Source organism: Meridianimarinicoccus sp. MJW13, assembly GCF_014901205.1.
GTDB lineage: Bacteria > Pseudomonadota > Alphaproteobacteria > Rhodobacterales > Rhodobacteraceae > Meridianimarinicoccus.
The window spans coordinates 59,633-79,034 of record NZ_JACNMU010000006.1 but is presented as its reverse complement, the minus strand read 5'-3'; the positions used below and the strand labels follow the sequence as shown (position 1 = coordinate 79,034).

Here is a 19,402-nt window from a genome sequence, read left to right as displayed (position 1 = left end):
CTAGTCCGACCTTGCGGAAATGGGAAGTCTCCGCAACGGAAGCTTCCGTTGGGTCCTCACGGGAATGTTTGCGGTCATGCACCGCCAGGGGGGCTAGATTCCGGGTATGATCGCGCTTCGACATTCCTTCCGCCTTCTCGCCATCGTGACTTTGGGTCTCGGGCTGTCCCTCTCTGCGACCGCCCAAACGGTGGACAGTTCCGCCGGTCGCCTGACGCTCACACCGATGGTCACTGGTCTCGACATGCCCTGGGCGCTTGGGTTCCTGCCCGGAGGCGGCCTGCTGATCACCGAACGCGACGGGCGCTTGTTGCACGTTCGCGAGGGCCGCGCGACGTCGGTGACGGGCCTTCCAAAGATCGCGACACCGGGGCAGGGCGGCCTTCTGGACATCCTCGTGCCGCGCGATTTCGCCACCCGACGCGAGGTATTCTTTACCTATGCCAAGCCCCAGCCGGGCGGCAGTGGCACGGCCCTGGGACGCGGGCGTCTGACGAAGGACGGCACGCGCCTGACGGAAGTGCAGCAGCTGTTCCAGATCGCGAAGGGAAGCTCCGGCGGCCGCCATTTCGGCGCGCGTCTGGTCGAGGCCCCCGATGGCACCCTTTTCATGACCATTGGCGATCGCGGCGACCGCGCCGCCGCACAGGATCTGTCGCGCCACAACGGCACCGTCCTGCGCCTGACCCGCGACGGGCAGGCCCCGGCGGACAATCCATTCACCGCCACCCCCGGCGCCCGGCCTGAAATCTGGTCCTATGGCCATCGCAACCCGCAGGGTGCGGCCCTGGATGCGCGCGGCCAGCTTTGGATCACCGAACATGGCGCCCGCGGCGGGGATGAGCTGAACCGCATTCGCAAGGGCGCCAACTATGGCTGGCCGGTGATCGCCTATGGCCGCCACTACTCGGGCGCAAGGATCGGCGAAGGCACCGTGAAACCGGGGATGGCGCAGCCCGCCCACTACTGGGATCCCTCCATCGCGCCGTCCGGGCTGGTGATCTATTCCGGCAAGCTCTGGCCGCAATGGCGTGGCGACATCTTCGCGGGCTCGCTGAAATTCGACATGATCAGCCGTATCGACGGCGAGACCCGGACCGAGGCCGAACGCCTATCGGCGCCGCAGACTGGCCGAGTCCGCGACATTCGCGAAGCGCCGGACGGCAGCCTCTGGTTCCTGTCGGAAAACGACGGCACCGCCTACCGCATTACTCCGGCGGAGTGACCCTTGTTTCTTTTTGGCACAAATACTCCCGCCGGAGGCGGATCAGTCTTCCTGCGCCGCCTGCGCCCCGCGTTCACGGTAGGGCGTGGTCTCGTATTGCGCGCGGTAGCATTTGGAAAAATGCGACGGCGAGGTGAACCCGCAGGCCAGCGCCACATTGATGACGCTCATATCGGTCTGCATCAGCAGGTTGCGCGCTTTCTGTAGCCGCAACTCCATGTAGTATCGCTTGGGCGAGCGGTTCAGATAACGCCGGAACAACCGTTCCAGTTGCCGCGTCGACAGGCCCACGTCACGGGCCAGGATCGACGGGCTGATCGGCTCTTCGATGTTCTGTTCCATCTCTTGGATCACCGCCGCCAGCTTGGGATGCCGCACCCCGATCCGGGTCGGGATCGACAGCCTCTGGGTGTCCTGATCGGTGCGGATCGAGGAATAGATCAGCATGTCCGCCACGTTCGAGGCGATATCGTTGCCGGCGGTATTGGCCACCAGTTTCAGCATCAGGTCGATGGCCGCGGTGCCCCCGGCACAGGTATAGCGGTTGCCATCCATCACGAAGACCGACTTGGTCAGATCCACATCCAGGAAATCCTCGGCGAAACTGTCGTAGTTTTCCCAGTGTATCGTGGCCTTGCGCCCGTCCAGCAACCCGGCCCGGGCCATGACATGCGCGCCGGTGCACAGGCCGGCCACTGTACAGCCGCGCCGCGACTCGCGTCGCAACCAGTTCAGCAGGCGCTTGGTGCTGGCGTCCTGAATATCCAGACCGCCGCACAGCACGATGACATCTTCCCGCCGCAACTCCTCCAGCCCGCCATCAAGGGCAAAGCTGGTGCCCGCCGAACAGGTGGCGGTCCCCGCATCCTCGCCCACCAGGCTCCAGGAAAACACCTCGCGGGTCGCCGTCCGGTTGGCCAGGCGCAGCGCCTCGATTGCCGCGGCAAAGGCCAGCAGGCTGAATTTCGGCAATAGAACAAAGACGAAGCGCCGCGTCTCGGTGGGCGGTAGGGGTGAGGTCATGGGACGCTCCTGGCCGGTCTTGGTGCCGTATAGAAGCCTGACTTGGAAGGCCGGGTCCAGAGGAAGCTTGAATATTCCGCCCAGACGCCCCGCGCCCGCAGCAATCAGCCGCTGCAAGCGTGTTTTCATTTCCAATGTTAGCGGCTATAGGCAGAGCCGGCTCAAACAACTCGGGCCAGATATAGCGGAGGCTCCCATGACCAACTCATGGATGAAATCAGACTGGAGAACGAAGCCCCGGGTGCAGATGCCGGATTATACCGATGCAGATGCGCTTGCAGCCGTTGAAAGCCAGCTTTCAAGCTATCCGCCGCTGGTCTTTGCCGGCGAAGTGCGCACGCTGAAGTCCGAACTGGCCAAGGTCGCACGCGGCGAGGCCTTCCTGTTGCAGGGCGGCGACTGCGCCGAAAGCTTTGGCGAGTTCAGCGCGGATTCGATCCGTGACACCTTCAAGGTGATGCTGCAGATGGCGATGGTGCTGACCTGGGGCGCCAAGGTGCCGGTGGTCAAGATCGGCCGTATGGCCGGGCAGTTCGCCAAGCCGCGCTCGGCGGCGACGGAAACCATCGGTGGTGTGGAACTGCCATCCTACCGTGGCGACATCATCAACGACATCGACTTCACCCCGGAAGCGCGCATTCCCGATCCGCGGCGGATGTTGCAGGCCTACACCCAGGCCGCGGCCTCGCTGAACCTGCTGCGCGCCTTCAGCCAGGGCGGCTATGCGGACATGCACCAGGTGCACGCCTGGACGCTGGGTTTCACCGACAAGGCCGAGATCGACCGCTACAGCGAGATGGCCAACGGCATCTCGGATGCGCTGGACTTCATCAACGCCGCCGGCGTGTCATCGGAAGTGGCGCCGACCCTGCACACGGTGGATTTCTACACCAGCCATGAAGCGCTGCTGCTGGAATACGAAGAAGCCTTGTGCCGGATCGATTCCACCTCCGGCAAGCCGGTGGCGGGTTCGGGACATCTGCTGTGGATCGGCGACCGCACCCGTCAGCCCGATGGCGCGCATGTGGAATTCTGCCGCGGCGTACAAAACCCCATCGGTCTGAAATGCGGGCCCACCACCACCGTTGAAGATCTCAAGGTGCTGATGGAGAAGCTGAACCCCAATAACGAAGCCGGACGTCTGACCCTGATCGCCCGCTTCGGCGCGGGCAGCGTGGGCGAGCATCTGCCGCGACTGATCAAGACCGTGCAGGAGGAAGGCGCCAACGTGGTCTGGTCGTGCGACCCGATGCACGGCAACACCATCAAGTCGGCGACCGGTTACAAGACCCGGCCCTTCGACAGCGTGCTGCGCGAAGTGCGCGAATTCTTCGCCATCCACAAGGCCGAGGGCACCCATCCCGGCGGCGTGCATTTCGAAATGACCGGCAAGGACGTGACCGAATGCACCGGCGGCGTGCGCGACGTGACCGAGGATGACCTGTCCTCGCGCTATCACACCGCTTGCGATCCGCGCCTGAATGCCTCGCAATCGCTGGAACTGGCGTTCCTTGTGGCCGAAGAACTCTCGACCTCTGGCGGGTCCGGAGCGGCTGCCGCGCTCTGACCCTTAGCCATCGTGACACAAGAAAGGCGGGCCCCTCGGGTCCGCCTTTTTTCGGTGTCGGGCGTGGTCAGATCGGATCAATCGTCCCGATTGTGCACAAGCCGCAGATGCCGGGCGCCGTCCGGTCCGTCGCCCGCCGTGTCCTTTGCCGCGTCGTTTTTCGCGGGGTGCGGTGATGCGAAGGGCGCCTGACGTTCCTGCATCGCCGGGGCTGGTTCGTCGCTGGCAGCCTGGCGGTATTCCGGCACCTCAACATCGCTGTCCGACAGACGCTCCAGGTCGACCGAGGCGATGCCGAACCGATGTGGCGGTTTTCCGGTAATCCTCTGTGACACCAGACATCCCAGCGCACGACTGATGTCGCCCAGATCACTGCGCAGGGGCAGAAGCACCATCTCGGCCTCGGCCTTCGAGGCGCCGACAGGGGCGCTGCCGGTCAGCCGGATACGGGCGCGGGCCGGGGCTTCGAACACATGCTCCAGCGCATCGCTGATCTGGTCGCGGGCTTTCGGGGCGATGAAGGCGGTGACGGGCATGCCGCGCACTTCCATGCCCATCAGATCGTTCAGATGCATCCCGGCCAGCCGGAACCGGGCCACGCCGGGGGCAATACGCTCAAGGATGAAGGCATGTTCCAGCGCGCGATCAATGCCGCGCGGGTCAACCTCGGACCGCAACGGGGTCAGACGATCACCGCGAAGGGCTTCCCAATAGGCTTCGATCTGTGCCAGCGCCGGATGTTTCATGTCAGCGGTGCCTATTCCAAACGGCACGACATTTGTCATGTTTGTGCCGAAGTCGCTTTCCCCATGCATATCACAGTCCCCTGACCTTGCAGACTCGTTTTGCCCACCCCGCTGCGAGGTCGATTTCCTGCCGGGGGCGGGGGATATTTGACACAGATTTCACTCAATGTGTTGTTCAATTTGACGCGCTGGTTAATTTATTGGGATTACCGTCCGGCGCGGGGGCCAACTCCGTTTGCCTGTGTCACCCGGCACCGGGACGTGCAGGGCGCTTGCGCGGGCTTGACCCCACAGGCTATTCCGCGTCATTTGCCGCACGACTTGTCCAGCCAGAAGGGTTCCCATGTCCCAGCGTCGCGGTTTGCTGATCATCCTGTCATCGCCTTCGGGCGCGGGGAAATCCACCCTGGCAAAGCGCCTGCGCGCCTGGGATCCCGAGATCGGCTTTTCGGTCTCGGCCACCACCCGCGCCCCACGTCCGGGCGAGGCACACGGGCGGGAATATTTCTTCCACAGCCACGACCAGTTCCGCGGCATGGTGGCCGAGGGCGAGCTTCTGGAACATGCCGAGGTGTTCGGAAATTTCTATGGCACCCCGAAATCGCCGGTTGTGGCCGCGCTGGAAACGGGCCGGGACATCCTTCTCGACATCGACTGGCAGGGCGGACAGCAGGTGCGCAATTCGCTGCGGGCCGAGGACGTGGTGTCGATCTTCGTGCTGCCGCCCTCCATCGCCGAGCTGGAGCGCCGGTTGAACAGCCGCGGTCAGGACAGTGACGAGGTGATCGCGGGCCGCATGAAGCGGTCGCGTGACGAAATCAGCCATTGGGCCGAATACGACTATGTGCTGGTGAACGAGGATATCGACATCGCCGAAGCCGAAGTGCAGGCCATCGTGACGGCCGAACGGCTGAAGCGCATCCGGCGGCCTGGCCTGACAGCCTTCGTGCGCGGGCTCAACACGGAATTCGAGGAGCGGCTATGACCCTGTATGCATTGAACGGTGAAACCCCGGTGCTGCCCGAGGATGGCGATGTCTGGGTCGCCCCGACGGCCAATGTGATCGGAAAGGTGCGGCTGGACAGCGGCAGTTCGGTCTGGTTCGGCTGCACCCTGCGCGGCGACAACGAGTTGATCCACGTCGGACCGGGCAGCAACATCCAGGAAAACTGCGTGCTGCACACCGACATGGGCTATCCCCTGACCATCGGGCGCAATTGCACGGTGGCCCACAAGGCGATGCTGCATGGCTGCACCATCGGCGACAACAGCCTGATCGGCATGGGCGCCACGGTGCTGAATGGTGCGAAAATCGGGCGCAACTGCCTGATCGGCGCCGGGGCACTGGTGACCGAGGGCAAGGATATTCCCGACGGATCGCTGGTAATGGGGGTGCCGGCCAAGGTCGTGCGCGACCTGACGGAGGACGCCATTGCCGGACTGACCCGCTCGGCCGAAGGCTACCAGGCCAACATGCGCCGCTTCCGCGACGGGCTGGACCCGCTGGCCGAGTGACCCGCCCCTGACGGCAGGCAACACCACGCAGGAGACGGCCATGGCGCGATCCCCGCAGGATGCAGAGACGTTTCGGCCCAAACAGGCCGGCAACCTTGCGGTGACCGATGTATCGGCGCTGCTCAACGGCGTGCCGCTGCCGCTGATCCTTGTGGGGCAGGACGAACGCATCGTCGCCCTGAACCCGCGCGCCGAAAAGCTGCTGGGACGCAACATGGTCGGGCGGCACTTTCTGACGGTGCTGCGGCATCCGGATGTGACCGACGCCATCGCCGGCACGTTTCAGGATGCCCGCCCACATCACGCGCGCTTCGTGCACAAGGATCTGGCCACCGAAACGGTCTATCGCGTCACCTGCACGCCGATCGAAAGCACCCCGGTGTCGGCAGTGCTGACCAGCCTTGAGGACGTGACCTCGATCGAAACCGCCAGCCAGATGCGCCGCGACTTCGTTGCCAATGTCAGCCATGAATTGCGCACGCCGCTGACCGCCCTTGTGGGGTTTATCGAAACCCTGCGCGGTCCGGCCCGGGACGATGCCGCCGCACGCGACCGGTTTCTGGAAATCATGGCGCGCGAGGCGGAGCGCATGAACCGGCTGGTGGACGACCTGCTGTCGCTGTCGCGGGTGGAATCCGAGGAACGGGTGCGGCCCACCGAATTGCAGTCGCTGCCGGACATTGTGGATTCGGTCTGCCTGAGCCTGCGCCCCCTGGCCGAAGCCGCCGGGGTGGTCTTCGATATCGGCGCGGCACCAGACCTGCCACAGGTGCGCGGCGATGCGGACCAGTTGCGGCAGGTGTTCACCAACCTGATCGAGAACGCCATCAAGTACGGCGGCGCGGGCGGGGTGATTCATATCCAGTACGAACTGGTGGCCCGCGATCCGAATCTCGGCTCGGCCGCGGTGGCTGTGACCGTGGCCGACGAGGGGCCGGGGATCGACACCATCCACCTGCACCGACTGACCGAGCGGTTCTACCGCGCCGACGATCACCGGGCGCAATCGGCGGGCGGCACCGGGCTGGGGCTGGCCATCGTCAAGCACATCATGAACCGCCATCGCGGTCACCTGAAGATCGACAGCACCCCGGGCAAGGGCAGCCGGTTTCGGATCAGCCTGCCGGTTCGGGGCAAATGACCCAAGGTCACGGATAAGCCCCGGCGTTTGTCATAAAACAGTTACCGAACCGTCACAAAAGCTCGACCCGGATGGCATACGCCCCGCGTCAGGGAGATCCTTGTGGAAGGGTCGCCTGGCGAATATTCAATCAGGAGCAATCCATGACCTTCGTGAAACTGACCGCCTCGGCGCTGGCGATCGCTGCCGTTTCCGCCACCGCCGCAGCCGCCCGTGACCAGATCCAGGTTGCCGGGTCGTCCACCGTTCTGCCCTATGCCTCGATCGTGGCGGAGGCCTTTGGTGAAAACTTCGACTTCCCGACCCCGGTCGTGGAATCGGGCGGCTCCTCGGCCGGTCTGAAGAAATTCTGCGAAGGCATCGGCGACAACACAATCGACATCGCCAATTCGTCGCGCAAGATCCGTGAAAACGAAGTCAAGGCCTGCGCCGATGCCGGTGTGACCGAGATCATGGAAATCCGTTTCGGCTATGACGGCATTGTCTTTGCCTCGGCCATCGACGGCAATGCCTTCGCGTTCACCCCGGTTGACTGGTACAAGGCGCTGTCTGCCGAGATCGTGGTTGACGGCGCGGTCGTCGCCAACCCCTACACCATGTGGAACGAGGTGAACCCGGATCTGCCGGCCCAGAAGATCGCGGCCTTCATTCCCGGCACCAAGCACGGGACCCGCGAAGTCTTTGAAGACAAGGTGATCCTGGCGGGCTGCGAGGAAACCGGCGACTTCGAGGCGTTCAAGGCGGCCGCCGGCGGCGACAAGAAAGCCGCCGAGAAATCCTGCATCGCGATCCGCACCGACGGCGTGTCGGTCGATATCGACGGCGACTACACCGAGACGCTGGCGCGCATCGATTCGAACCCCGAAGGCATCGGCGTGTTCGGCCTGTCGTTCTACGAGAACAACACCGCCAAGCTGCAGGTTGCCACCATGTCCGGCGTCGTCCCCTCGACCGAATCCATCGCCTCGGGCGACTACCCGGTGTCGCGCCCGCTGTATTTCTACGTGAAGAAACAGCACATCGGCACGATCCCCGGCCTGAAGGAATATGCCGAATTCTTCCTGATGGACGACGTGGCCGGCCCCGATGGCCCGCTGGCGGAATACGGTCTGGTGTCCGATCCGGACCTGGCCGACACCCAGACCGCCATCGCTGCGGAAGAGACCATCGCAACCGGCTCGTAACCGGACGCAAACCCGAACACCGGGGGGATCGGTTCGCGCCAGCGCCGCTCCCCTTGTTGATCCTGACAGTTTTGGTGGAATGAATGCCCGGAACCTGGCTTTTTCTGATCCTCGTCACCCTGTCGGTGCTGGGATACATCATGGGTCACCGAAAGGCGGTTTCCGTCTCGGGTGGCAGCAACCGGGTGATGCATTCGCTGCTGCCCTATCATGGCTGGAACGTCGGGCTTGCGACCTTTCTGGCCGGGCTGTTCGTCATGGTCGTCGCCGCCCTGGGCCGCGCGCTGATGGGCGTCGCGGATGGCAACAACATCGCGCTGTCGGTGCTGACCCTGGCCGGCGCCTGCGCTGCCTTCTATGTGACCCATGCCCGGATCGAGCGCGGCTACCGCGCCCGCGACGGGGTCGAAAAGATGATCCGCGTCATCCTGATCCTGGCTTCTTCCATCGCCATCCTGACCACCATCGGCCTGGTGTTGTCGATGCTGTTCGAGGCCCGCAATTTCTTTGGTCAGTACCCCTGGACACGGTTCTTCTTCGGTACCAACTGGGCCCCGAATTTTCGCGGTGACAGCGATCTGGGGATGCTGCCGCTGCTCTGGGGCACGCTCTATGTCTCGTTCATCGCGCTGATGGTGGCAGTACCCGTGGGCTTGTTCGCGGCCATCTACCTGGCGGAATACGCCGGACCGAAACTGCGCGCCGTGGCCAAGCCGCTGCTGGAGGTTCTGGCCGGCATCCCGACCATCGTCTACGGACTGTTTGCCCTGATCACCGTCGGCCCGATCCTGCGCGATGTTTTCGCGATCCCGATGGGACTGGGCGAAAGCGCCTCGTCGGTGGCCACCGCCGGGCTTGTCATGGGCATCATGTTGATCCCCTTCGTATCATCGCTGTCCGACGACATCATCAACGCGGTGCCGCAGGCGATGCGCGACGGCTCGTTCGGGCTGGGCGCCACCAAGTCGGAAACCATCAAGAAGGTGGTGATTCCGGCGGCCCTGCCGGGCATCGTCGGGGCGATCCTGCTGGCAGCCTCGCGCGCCATCGGAGAGACCATGATCGTGGTGATGGGGGCAGGGGCCGCCGCCCGGCTGTCGCTGAACCCGTTCGAGGCCATGACCACGGTCACCGTAAAGATCGTCAGCCAGTTGACCGGGGATACCGATTTCGCTTCGCCCGAAACGCTGGTGGCCTTTGCCCTGGGGATCACGCTTTTCGTCATCACGCTCGGGCTGAACGTGCTCGCGCTCATTATCGTCCGCACCTATCGGGAACAGTACGAATGACCGATGTGACCGCAGCGCCCGCATCTCCGGCGCGCAAGACGACCTCGCTGTATGAGGTCAGCGCCCGCACCCGCCGCCGCAATGCCGCCGAGAAACGCTTTCGCTTCTACGGTCTCAGCGCCGTGCTTCTGGGGCTGATGGCGCTGATCGTGCTGCTAAGTTCGATCCTCAGCCAGGGGATGCCGGCCTTCCGCCAGACCTATGTGGTCATGGATGTGGAATTGCGCGCCGACAAGCTGGACAAGAACGGCAACCGCGATCCGGCAGATATGGCCAAATTGACCACCTTTGCCGTGGCACCGCTGATCAAGCAGGCCACCCAGACCGTCGCCACCGAACTGGGAAGCGACATTGAAGGGCTGACCGACAAGATGGTCGGCGCGATGATCTCGAAAGAGGCGCCGGGACAGCTTCTGCGCTTCGTGCGCGCCAACCCCGAGCTGATCGGCACCACCCAAAGCTTCGAGTTTCTCGCCAATGGCCGCATCGACGGCTATTTCAAGGGCCGCGTCACCCACGAATCTGCCGAAATGGACAACAACATTTCGGTTCAGCAGCTGGATCTGGCCGACGCCATGGTGGCCGAAGGCATGATGGAAACCCGCTTCAACTGGGCCTTCCTGACCGCGCCGGATGCCTCGGACCAGCGGCCCGAAGCGGCGGGGCTGGGCGTTGCGATCCTCGGCTCGCTCTACATGATGATGGTGGTGCTGTGCCTGGCCTTGCCCATCGGCGTGGCGTCGTCGATCTATCTTGAAGAATTCGCGCCACAGAACTGGCTGACCGACATCATCGAGGTCAACATCTCGAACCTGGCTGCCGTGCCGTCCATCGTCTTCGGCATCCTCGGGCTGGCGATCTTCATCAACTTCGCGCATCTGCCGCAATCGGCGCCCATCGTGGGCGGGTTGGTGCTGACACTGATGACCCTGCCGACGATCATCATCTCGACCCGCGCCGCGCTGAAATCGGTGCCGCCGTCGATTGCCGATGCCGCCCTTGGCCTGGGTGCCTCGAAAATGCAGACGGTGTTTCACCACATCCTGCCGCTGGCGATGCCGGGCATCCTGACCGGCGCCATCATCGGGCTGGCGCAGGCCCTGGGCGAAACCGCGCCGCTGCTGCTGATCGGCATGGTGGCTTTCGTGCGCGAATATCCCGCGGCCCCGCCCGAAGGTCTGTTCGATCCCGCCACGGCCCTGCCGGTCCAGGTGTACAACTGGACCCAAAGGTCCGACCCCGCCTTCTTTGAACGCGCGTCTGGCGCCATCATCGTGCTGCTGGTGTTCCTCGTGCTCATGAACACTTTGGCCATCATCCTGCGCCGCCGGTTTGAACGCCGCTGGTAATTGGAGTACCGACAAATGAACGACATGAGAATTGTGGAGCGCGACGTGGACACGCAAGCGATCAAGTTCGACTGCGAGAACGTGCAGGTCTATTACGGCGACAATCACGCGATCAAGGATGTGAACGTGCGAATCGAATCCAACACGGTCACTGCCTTCATCGGCCCGTCGGGCTGTGGCAAATCCACCTTCCTGCGCTGCCTGAACCGGATGAACGACACCATCGACATCTGCCGGGTCGAGGGCAAGCTGTCGCTGGATGGCGAGAACATCTACGACCGCAAGGTCGACCCGGTGCAACTGCGCGCCAAGGTCGGCATGGTGTTTCAGAAACCCAACCCGTTCCCCAAGTCGATCTATGACAACATCGCCTATGGCCCGCGCATCCACGGCCTGGTGGACAGCAAGGCCGATCTGGACATGGTGGTCGAGAGATCCCTGCGACGAGGCGCCATCTGGGACGAGGTCAAGGATCGTCTGCATGCGCCGGGCACCGGCCTGTCGGGCGGCCAGCAGCAGCGCCTGTGCATCGCGCGCGCCGTGGCGACCGAGCCCGAGGTTCTGTTGATGGACGAACCCTGTTCGGCGCTGGACCCGATTGCCACCGCACAGGTGGAGGAACTGATCGAAGAGTTGCGCACCAATTTCTCGGTGATCATCGTTACCCACTCGATGCAGCAGGCCGCGCGTGTCAGCCAGCGCACCGCGTTTTTCCACTTGGGCGAACTTGTGGAATTCGGCAAGACAGGGGACATTTTCACCAACCCGAAAGACCCGCGCACCGAAAGTTACATCACCGGCCGTATCGGATAAGGACAACTGTCGTGATCGAAGAACATATCAGCTCGGTCTATGACCGGGAACTCGAAGCCGTTCAGGCCCATATCATGAAAATGGGCGGACTGGTGGAAACCGCCATCCTGGACGCCGCCACCTCGCTGGAAAATCGCGACGAGGAGCTGGCCGCCGCGGTGCGCCGGCAGGACCTGCAGATTGACGAGTTGGAACAGCGCATCAACACCGAAGCGGCCCGGCTGATCGCCCTGCGCGCCCCGGCGGCGGGCGATCTGCGCACGGTGCTGACCGTGATGAAGATCAGCGGCAATCTGGAACGCATGGGCGACTATGCCAAGAACATCGCCAAGCGGACCTCGGTGCTGGCGCAGATGACGCCGATCGAGGGCGCGACCTCGGACCTGCGGCGCATGGCACAGGCGGTGGAACTGATGCTGAAGGATGCGCTGGACAGCTATATCCATCGTGATGTGGATCTGGCGCAGGACGTGCGCGTGCGCGACGGCGACGTGGATCAGATGTACAATGCCATGTTCCGCCAGTTCCTGACTTACATGATGGAAGATCCGCGCCACATCACCGGCTGCATGCATCTGCATTTCATCGCCAAGAACATCGAACGCATGGGTGACCATGTGACCTCGATCGCCGATCAGGTCATCTATCTTGTGTCCGGCGAAGTGCCGACAGAGGTGCGCCCCAAGGCCGATCACACCGCCTTTATCACTACGCCGACGGAGGGATAGGTGGTTGCCTCTGTCAAACCCATGGTGCTGATCGTCGAGGACGAACCGGCGCAGCGGGAAATCCTCGCCTACAATCTCGAATCCGAAGGCTATGCCGTGGCACGGGCCGAGAACGGGGAAGAGGCGCTGATGCTGGTGAAAGAGCAGGCGCCGGATCTGATCGTGCTGGACTGGATGCTGCCCAATGTCTCGGGCATCGAGGTCTGCCGCCAGCTCAAGACCCGGCCCGAAACCCGAGGCGTGCCGATCATCATGCTGTCGGCGCGGTCCGAAGAGGTGGATCGCGTGCGCGGTCTGGAAACCGGGGCCGATGACTATGTGGTCAAACCCTATTCGGTGATCGAGTTGATGGCGCGCGTCCGTTCGCAACTGCGGCGCACCCGGCCCGCGACCGTGGGCGAGGTGCTGGAGTTCGAGGACATCACGCTGGACGCGGAAAGCCACAAGGTGTTTCGCGATGGCCATCCGCTGAAGCTGGGACCGACCGAATTTCGCCTGCTATCCACCTTCATGGAAAAACCTGGCCGGGTCTGGAGCCGCGAACAGCTTCTGGATCGTGTCTGGGGGCGGGATATCTATGTCGACACCCGCACGGTGGATGTACACATCGGCCGCCTGCGTAAGGCGCTGTGCCAGTTCGGCGGCGGCGATCCGGTGCGCACGGTGCGCGGCGCGGGCTACGCCTTGGGCTGAGACGCCCCACACCGCGACAGGAAAAAGCCCTCCGGCGCACAACGCGCCGGAGGGCTTTTTGATGGGATACCCCCGAAGGGGGTGACCTTAGTAGTCAAGCTCGAAGCGGAATCCCAGGGCGGTGTTGCCCTTGCGGTCAAAGCCGCCGCGGGCCGTCAGCTTGTCGTTGATTTCATAGTTCAACTCCAGCTCGGTATTGCCATCGGAGCCTACGGTGACGTCGGTGTAGATCTTGTCGGTAAGGTACTTGCCCGCCGTCACCTCGGTCCTGCCTTCTTCGTCCGTCGACACGTTCAGATCATCGACCCCGATGCCATCGCGAATGCGGCCAAAGACGCCGCCGCTGCCACCTGTCAGCGTATTGATGGCACCGATCAGCTGGGCCAGTTCCAGCGGTGTCAGGTCCTGCACCGGCTTGCCGAAGAACAGTTGCGCCAGCACCTCGTCCTCGGGCAGTTCCGGCTCGGAGGTGAAGGACAGTTCGGGATCCGAAGCCGGCCCCACGATCTGGATCTTGGCGTTGATGTCGCCGTTGTCCGAAGTTGCGATCATGCGGATGTCTGGGTCGAGATCGCCTTGCAGCGAGATATCGACCGCTTCAAAATCCAGTTGCTGGGCCAGAAGCGACATGCGCCCGCGGATCAGTTTCAGGCTGCCGTTGGGTTCGACCGACGCAGTGGTGCCGCCGATCTGAATCTCTCCGCCCACTTCGGCATCGATGCCCCGCCCGCGCACGAAGATCTGGTTCGGCGCCGAGATGCGGATATCGAGCGGGTAGGCGACGCCACCGCCGCCGTTGCCGTCGTCCTCTTCCTCGACCAGACCGGCCCGGATGCGGGTTTGCAGCGACTTGGCGCCTTCGCCGACGTGCTGGATGTCCGGGATCGACCCGGCGCCGCTCAGACCGCCGGGAATGCGCAGCACACTGCGCCCGACATTGATCACGCCGCTGATCGCCGCGCCCCCGGCCAGCGGACCGTTGACGTCGATCTCGCCGTTCAGGTTGAGATCATACAGCGTCGGATCTTCCAGATGGATCTGGCTGAGCCGCGCGGTGATCTCGGCGGGCAGGCCATCGCCCAGCCCGATGGGCCCGGTCACCGTGATGCGGCCCCCCGACGACAGGTTGGTGCCCACATCCAGATTGGCGGTGCTGTTGGCCAGACCAAGCTGGACGGCAATGTCGTTCAGCGTCAGGCGCGTGGCCGGATCGGTCAGACGTGCGCCGGCCACCGTGACGGTCCCGTTGACCGCATCCAGTCCGGGTTGGCCTTGGACCTTCAGGTCAAAGCGGGCCAGCCCGTCGATGGTGCGCGGCAGCAGGAACACGTTGGCCAGCCCCAGCGGGATCGCACCCACGGCTTCCAGATCCATGGTGCCATCGGCGCGGATCACATCGCCCGTGACCGTCGCGGTCGATCCGCCCGGACCATCCATCTTGCCGTCCACGCCCCAGCCGCCGCCAGCCCCGGTTGCGGTGGCCACGATGTTGAGCGGACCGTTGAAGCTGGGCGTCAGAACACCCACGTCCTTCAATCCGGCGGTCAGGTTGATGGTGGTGATATCGTTCACCATGTTGCCGTCGGCATTCAGGTTCAGTTGCGCCGCGTCCAGCTTGACCGTGTCCAGTACCAGCCCGTCCTCGTCGCGGCGGGCGCGGGCAATCAGGGTGGTTTCACCGGCAACCAGTTGGTCGACCTGCGGCTGTCCGATGCCCAGGTTCTGCGCGCGCGCATTGGCGTCGACGTTGAAGAACCCGGTGTCCAGCGCATAGGCCGCGGTGCCGCGTGCAGAGACGCTGCCGGTCAGGTCCTGCCCCGACAGGGCCGCGAAGCGGCTGAGCGGGCCCGAGACCAGATCGAAGGTGCTGTCCACCGTCATCGCCTCGCCGGCCAGATCGGTGACCTTGACCTCGGCCGTGGCATTGACCTCGCCCGAGCGCAACGCGAAGCCCGACAGGTTCAGCAGGCCGCCGTCGGCGACCCAGTCGACCTTGGCTTTCAGATCCGCGCCGTCGGCCAGAACTTTCGAGATTTCGGGATCCTGCGCGCTGACCCCCTTCAGGGCCGCCACCAGATCCGAGGTCGCGCCGGTCACCGTGCTGCCGTCGCGCGACAGGGCGCCATCGGCGGTCAGGGACAGATCCTGCAATTCCATGACACCGGCCTGGGCGAAGTCCTCGACCGCGAGGGTCACGGCATACTGGTCACCGGTGTCCGCGTCATAGCTGACATCCAGATCGGCCCGGCCCAGCGAGATTTCCTGCCCCGGCACCGGCAGGTCCACCGGAACGCCGTTGCCCGAGCCGACCCGGCCGGTCAATTTCACATGCTGCGGCCAGAAATCCGGTGCGATATGGGCGGTGCCGGCCAGATCCAGACGCTCGCCGCTGATCGACAGGTTGTCCAGCGAGATGCCGTCGGCACCGCGCGCGGCCTCCACCTTCAGATCCACCAGTCCGGCCAGCAGGTCGTTGCTGTCATAGGTGCCCACAACGATATCGCGGGTCTGGCCGTCCAGCGTGACAGTGCCTTCGCCGGTCACGGTGTTGAACTCGGCCGTCAGCCCGGTGTCGATGGCGCCGGACAGATCCTCGCCCACAAGGGCCGAGAACCGGTCCAGATCGCCGACCGCGGCGTCGAGCTGTGCCGAAATTTGCGGGCGGCTTTCCGACAGACCGGCCACATCGGCCTGACCCTGCGCGGTGATGTCGCCGGCGGAGACAAGGAAGTCGCGCAGCGTCAGAAGCCCGTCGATATCCCAGTCGATCAGCGCGCCGAGGGTGAAGTCATCGCCCGTCGCCTGCCACAGCGCATGATCGGTGGTCGAGAACCCCGACACTTCCGCGTCAACCCGCGCCTGCACCTCGTCCACTGTGGTCGGCGCGGATTTCGTCAACTGGCCCGCGGCCTGCAGCGCCACGCGATCCAGCAGATAGCCCTGCGCCTGCATGAAGCCAGTGCCGACCAGATCCAGCGAAAAGGTATCGCCAGCGGCCTCGTCATAGGTGATCTCAAGATCGGCGTTGTCGACCAGAACCGGCGGGCCGGGCAGGGGCAGCACCACCGGCAGGCCGATCTCGGTGCCCAGATTGGCCTTCAGATCGGCGGTCACCGGCAGGTATTCGGGCGACAGGTCAACCTCGCCGGTCAGGCGCAGGCCGCGCGTGTTCAGGTCCAGATCCTCGATATCCAGCCCGACGGCTTCGCCCTGACGGGCGGAGAGTTTCAGCGTGATCTCATCGCCAAAGAAGTCGCGATATTCGGGCAGGAACAAGTCGGCGACATCACCGCCCACATCCGCCGTGATCAGCCGGTCGGGCGTGGGGCTGTCGCCTGCAACTTCGCGCAGACCGATGTCGCCGGCCAGGCGCACGATGTCATCGGTGCGCAATTCCAGTACCGCCTGAAAGTCGCTGATCGGGGCATCGCCCTTCAGCGTCAGTTCCAACGGCGGCGTGCCGGGAATACCGGCCAGCGTGGTGATCAGACCGTCGTCAGCCTCGGACACGTCGAGATCGACATAGAGACGCCGGGATTCGTTCTCGAAACCGCCGGCGACGCGGATCGAGGCCTCTTGCCCGTCGATCCGGAAGATCGCCAGTTCAAGCGCGCCTTCGCCTTCCTGCAACCGGGCATTGCCGGTGACCGACAGATCGACCTGCTGGCCCAGCACCGGCTCGCCGATGCGCACACCGCCGACCGACAGTTGTTTCACATCGACCGACACCGGCAGCTCGGGCAGAGCGAACGGCTCGGGCTGGGCATCGGGATCGGCGGCCAGTTCGGGCGGCTGTTCGGGGCCAGGCAGGGGCGGACGCACGAAATCGACGGTGCCGATGGTCAGCGCGTTGACTTCAAGCCGCCGCCGCACCAGCGCCAGGCGGCGCCAGTCCAGCACGATGTCGCGCACGGTCAGGAACACGCCGTCATCGTCGGACATCTCGATCAGGCCGATGCGGGCTTCGGAACTGAGCAGCCCCTCAAGCCCGCGCACCTGCACCGTGCGGCCTTCGCCGCCAAGCGCGTTCTGGATCAGGTTTTCCAGAAAGCTGGCATCGTCGTTGGTGCCGTCGTCCTGTGCCAGCGCCATGGGCGCGGTGGACGCTACGGCTGCCAGAATGATCGGGGGAAGTATGCGCCGAGTTGTCATCAGAATGCCTGTCCCACGCCGATATAAAGAGCGACCGAAGAGAATTCCTTCACCTGACCAGTATAGGGCGTGGCCAGATCGACCCGCAACGGACCGATCGGCGTGGCATAGCGCACGCCGATGCCCACACCCGACTGGCTGTCCCCGGCGTCGGTGGGGTAGCTGTCCGGTCCGACAAAGCCATAGTCGATGAAGCCCACAACGCCGATGGACGCGGTGACCTTGACGCGCGCCTCGGCCGAGAGACCCACGAAGCTGCGGCCACCCGATTGTTCGCTGGCGCCCACATCGACCCCGAGGCTTTTGTATTTCTGACCGCGCACCGTATCGGCGCCGCCCGAGAAGAACAGGAAATCCGGCGGCGTCTGATCCAGGTCCGAGCCAACGACCGTGCCTAGCAACAGCCGCCCGGCCATGACGAACGAATTGGATTCTCCGAAGCCATGGTAGGTGCGCGCGTCAAGCGAAGCGACCATGCCGCTTTGGCTGTCACTCAGGCCCAGGTACGGTGTGGCCAGCGTATCCAGATAGAAGCCCCTTGTCGCATCGCCGGGATCATCGCGTTTGTCCCATTCAAGGCGCGCGGGCAGGATCGCGTGGTAGAATTCGCGATCCCCGAACACATCCACCGAATGCGAATAGCGCAGACCGCCGGCAACCTGGCCAAAGAGATCTTCGTTGAAATAACGCGTGACACCGACGCCGAAGCTGAAGGCTTTTTCGGAGTAATCCGGATCGTTGGTGTCTTCATAGGTCGCAAAGGCGAAGGCGTCGTTGTCGTGACCGAAAGAGCCGGGCCGTGTCAGGCGGAACGACGCGGTGTAGTCGATCCCCCCCGCGTCGCTGAGCTTGTCACTGCCGATATTGGCCGCCTCGGCATCGATCCGCAGACGTTCGGCCCCGCCGAACAGATTGCGGTGGATCCAGTAGCCGCCGACCGTGAACCCATCAAGTGTATCGTATTCGGCCAACAGCCCGAACCTGCGTGGTTTTTCCTCGATCAGCGTCATCTGGTAGTCCAGCGTGCCATCGGGATTGGGCGTTTCGGCCTCGCGGACCGACACCGTGCTGAAGGTGCCGGTGCGGCGGACACGGTTGACCGCGTCGCGCAATTCGTCCGGGTTGTAAACTTCGCCCTCTGGAAAGCCCATGATCTGGCGCACGCGCTTGTTGCTGACGTTCCGTTCGCCGGTGATGCTCAGCGTGCCGAAGTGAAGAAGCGGGCCGGGGGCCAGAACGACCTCGGCATTCAACTGGCGCTTGGGGTGATTGGCGATGATCGTCTGATCCTTGACGGTGGCCTTGGCGTGGCCATCCACCTTCCATTCCTGAACCCCGGCCCGGGCGGCAGACACCACCAGATCGGCCTGAGCGACAGCCCCCGGCACAAAGCCCTCGACGATCGGATTGGCGGTTGCGGTGGAAGGGCGGGGTCCGACCTTGGTCTTGCCGAAGGTGAACTGCGGACCGGCCTCGACCGCGATGGTCACATTATCGATGGACTGGGGCAGCGTGAAAGGATCGATATCCGCCGCTTCGCGTCCGTCGATCTTCACCGACACCGAAGGCCCAAAGTAGCCTTCGCCGTACATGACACTGACCATGCGGGAGTAATCCGACCGCGCGCTGCCGAAAATCACCGCGGCGTCGCTTTCTTCCTGTTCCAGCGCCTGCGAGGTCAATGCCACCGACTTGAGCCGCTCTTCGATGGCCTCGCGCTTGTCCTCGTCGGCAATTCCGCTGACGGTCACCGTGACACTGTCGAACGCAAGGGCAGGGACGGCCACAATGGCCATTGTCAAGGTGTTCACAACAAGTCGGCGCATGACAATTCCTTGGTCAACAGGCGGTATTCCCCCGTTAGTGAAGTGGATTCGTAGGGCTGTAAACCGCCGACTTGGACCCCGTACGATTTCCCTTGAAAAAGATGTATCCCGGTCTCACCCGGAAAAAACATTTTGACCTTTCCATGGGCTG

15 protein-coding genes are annotated in these 19,402 nt (G+C 63.9%); 11 read left to right on the top strand and 4 right to left on the bottom strand.

The genetic code is table 11. The features are described from left to right. Positions 1-106 precede the first annotated feature (106 nt). A complete protein-coding gene (locus tag H8B03_RS11960; protein WP_193142091.1) occupies positions 107-1,225 on the top strand; it encodes a PQQ-dependent sugar dehydrogenase in 1,119 nt (372 codons plus the stop codon). A gap of 42 nt (positions 1,226-1,267) precedes the next feature. On the opposite strand, the gene H8B03_RS11955 is transcribed toward H8B03_RS11960, so the two are convergent. After that, positions 1,268-2,248: a GlxA family transcriptional regulator gene (locus H8B03_RS11955; protein WP_193142090.1), complete on the bottom strand. Its 981-nt coding sequence runs from the start codon at positions 2,246-2,248 to the stop codon at positions 1,268-1,270. A gap of 196 nt (positions 2,249-2,444) precedes the next feature. Between H8B03_RS11955 and H8B03_RS11950 the strand changes: the two genes are divergently transcribed. Then, positions 2,445-3,815 (top strand): class II 3-deoxy-7-phosphoheptulonate synthase, encoded by a 1,371-nt coding sequence (locus tag H8B03_RS11950; protein WP_193142089.1) that lies wholly within the window; start codon positions 2,445-2,447, stop codon positions 3,813-3,815. A gap of 77 nt (positions 3,816-3,892) precedes the next feature. On the opposite strand, the gene H8B03_RS11945 is transcribed toward H8B03_RS11950, so the two are convergent. Further along, entirely contained in the window at positions 3,893-4,561 is a 669-nt protein-coding gene (locus H8B03_RS11945) for a PAS domain-containing protein (protein ID WP_226925884.1), read from the bottom strand. 343 nt (positions 4,562-4,904) lie between these two features. Between H8B03_RS11945 and gmk the strand changes: the two genes are divergently transcribed. The 9 genes from gmk (at position 4,905) to phoB (ending at position 13,273) form a co-directional block, all read left to right on the top strand. After that, on the top strand, positions 4,905-5,546 hold the full coding sequence (gene gmk, locus H8B03_RS11940; RefSeq protein WP_193142088.1) for a guanylate kinase: 642 nt from the start codon (positions 4,905-4,907) through the stop codon (positions 5,544-5,546). Beyond that, complete coding sequence (locus H8B03_RS11935; protein WP_193142087.1) at positions 5,543-6,076, top strand: gamma carbonic anhydrase family protein; 534 nt, start codon at positions 5,543-5,545, stop codon at positions 6,074-6,076. The genes gmk and H8B03_RS11935 overlap by 4 nt, the downstream gene beginning before the upstream one ends. Positions 6,077-6,116: 40 nt before the next feature. Then, positions 6,117-7,217, top strand: a complete 1,101-nt coding sequence (locus H8B03_RS11930) for a cell wall metabolism sensor histidine kinase WalK (RefSeq protein ID WP_193142086.1) — start codon at positions 6,117-6,119, stop codon at positions 7,215-7,217. A 143-nt stretch (positions 7,218-7,360) separates the two neighbouring features. Further along, on the top strand, positions 7,361-8,401 hold the full coding sequence (locus H8B03_RS11925) for a substrate-binding domain-containing protein (RefSeq protein ID WP_193142084.1): 1,041 nt from the start codon (positions 7,361-7,363) through the stop codon (positions 8,399-8,401). Positions 8,402-8,484: 83 nt separating this feature from the next. Further along, positions 8,485-9,690 (top strand): phosphate ABC transporter permease subunit PstC, encoded by a 1,206-nt coding sequence (pstC, locus tag H8B03_RS11920; protein WP_193142082.1) that lies wholly within the window; start codon positions 8,485-8,487, stop codon positions 9,688-9,690. Continuing rightward, positions 9,687-11,039 (top strand): phosphate ABC transporter permease PstA, encoded by a 1,353-nt coding sequence (gene pstA, locus H8B03_RS11915; RefSeq protein WP_193142080.1) that lies wholly within the window; start codon positions 9,687-9,689, stop codon positions 11,037-11,039. The genes pstC and pstA overlap by 4 nt, the downstream gene beginning before the upstream one ends. Positions 11,040-11,054: 15 nt before the next feature. Then, positions 11,055-11,852 carry a phosphate ABC transporter ATP-binding protein PstB gene (pstB, locus tag H8B03_RS11910; protein WP_193142078.1) on the top strand — a complete coding sequence of 266 codons (798 nt, stop codon included), beginning with the start codon at positions 11,055-11,057 and terminating at the stop codon, positions 11,850-11,852. Between the two features lie 11 nt (positions 11,853-11,863). Continuing rightward, on the top strand, positions 11,864-12,580 hold the full coding sequence (gene phoU / locus H8B03_RS11905; RefSeq protein ID WP_193142076.1) for a phosphate signaling complex protein PhoU: 717 nt from the start codon (positions 11,864-11,866) through the stop codon (positions 12,578-12,580). Positions 12,581-12,601: 21 nt separating this feature from the next. Next, positions 12,602-13,273 carry a phosphate regulon transcriptional regulator PhoB gene (phoB, locus tag H8B03_RS11900; protein ID WP_193142324.1) on the top strand — a complete coding sequence of 224 codons (672 nt, stop codon included), beginning with the start codon at positions 12,602-12,604 and terminating at the stop codon, positions 13,271-13,273. Positions 13,274-13,360: 87 nt separating this feature from the next. On the opposite strand, the gene H8B03_RS11895 is transcribed toward phoB, so the two are convergent. Next, positions 13,361-17,425 (bottom strand): translocation/assembly module TamB domain-containing protein, encoded by a 4,065-nt coding sequence (locus H8B03_RS11895; RefSeq protein WP_193142074.1) that lies wholly within the window; start codon positions 17,423-17,425, stop codon positions 13,361-13,363. Beyond that, positions 17,425-19,251, bottom strand: coding sequence for an autotransporter assembly complex family protein (locus H8B03_RS11890; protein WP_193142066.1), 1,827 nt, complete (start codon positions 19,249-19,251; stop codon positions 17,425-17,427). Before H8B03_RS11890 ends, H8B03_RS11895 begins: the two co-directional genes overlap by 1 nt. Positions 19,252-19,402 lie beyond the last annotated feature (151 nt).

Bases quoted from the DNA above. Each gene is read 5' to 3' on its own strand.
- phoB (WP_193142324.1), top strand. From the start codon at position 12,602: ATGGTGCTGATCGTCGAGGACGAACCGGCGCAGCGGGAAATCCTCGCC.
- H8B03_RS11950 (WP_193142089.1), top strand. From the start codon at position 2,445: ATGACCAACTCATGGATGAAATCAGACTGGAGAACGAAGCCCCGGGTG.
- H8B03_RS11945 (WP_226925884.1), bottom strand. From the start codon at position 4,561: ATGAAACATCCGGCGCTGGCACAGATCGAAGCCTATTGGGAAGCCCTT.
- H8B03_RS11930 (WP_193142086.1), top strand. From the start codon at position 6,117: ATGGCGCGATCCCCGCAGGATGCAGAGACGTTTCGGCCCAAACAGGCC.
- H8B03_RS11925 (WP_193142084.1), top strand. From the start codon at position 7,361: ATGACCTTCGTGAAACTGACCGCCTCGGCGCTGGCGATCGCTGCCGTT.
- pstB (WP_193142078.1), top strand. From the start codon at position 11,055: ATGAACGACATGAGAATTGTGGAGCGCGACGTGGACACGCAAGCGATC.
- H8B03_RS11955 (WP_193142090.1), bottom strand. From the start codon at position 2,248: ATGACCTCACCCCTACCGCCCACCGAGACGCGGCGCTTCGTCTTTGTT.
- pstC (WP_193142082.1), top strand. From the start codon at position 8,485: ATGCCCGGAACCTGGCTTTTTCTGATCCTCGTCACCCTGTCGGTGCTG.
- pstA (WP_193142080.1), top strand. From the start codon at position 9,687: ATGACCGATGTGACCGCAGCGCCCGCATCTCCGGCGCGCAAGACGACC.
- H8B03_RS11960 (WP_193142091.1), top strand. From the start codon at position 107: ATGATCGCGCTTCGACATTCCTTCCGCCTTCTCGCCATCGTGACTTTG.
- gmk (WP_193142088.1), top strand. From the start codon at position 4,905: ATGTCCCAGCGTCGCGGTTTGCTGATCATCCTGTCATCGCCTTCGGGC.
- H8B03_RS11935 (WP_193142087.1), top strand. From the start codon at position 5,543: ATGACCCTGTATGCATTGAACGGTGAAACCCCGGTGCTGCCCGAGGAT.
- H8B03_RS11890 (WP_193142066.1), bottom strand. From the start codon at position 19,251: ATGCGCCGACTTGTTGTGAACACCTTGACAATGGCCATTGTGGCCGTC.
- H8B03_RS11895 (WP_193142074.1), bottom strand. From the start codon at position 17,425: ATGACAACTCGGCGCATACTTCCCCCGATCATTCTGGCAGCCGTAGCG.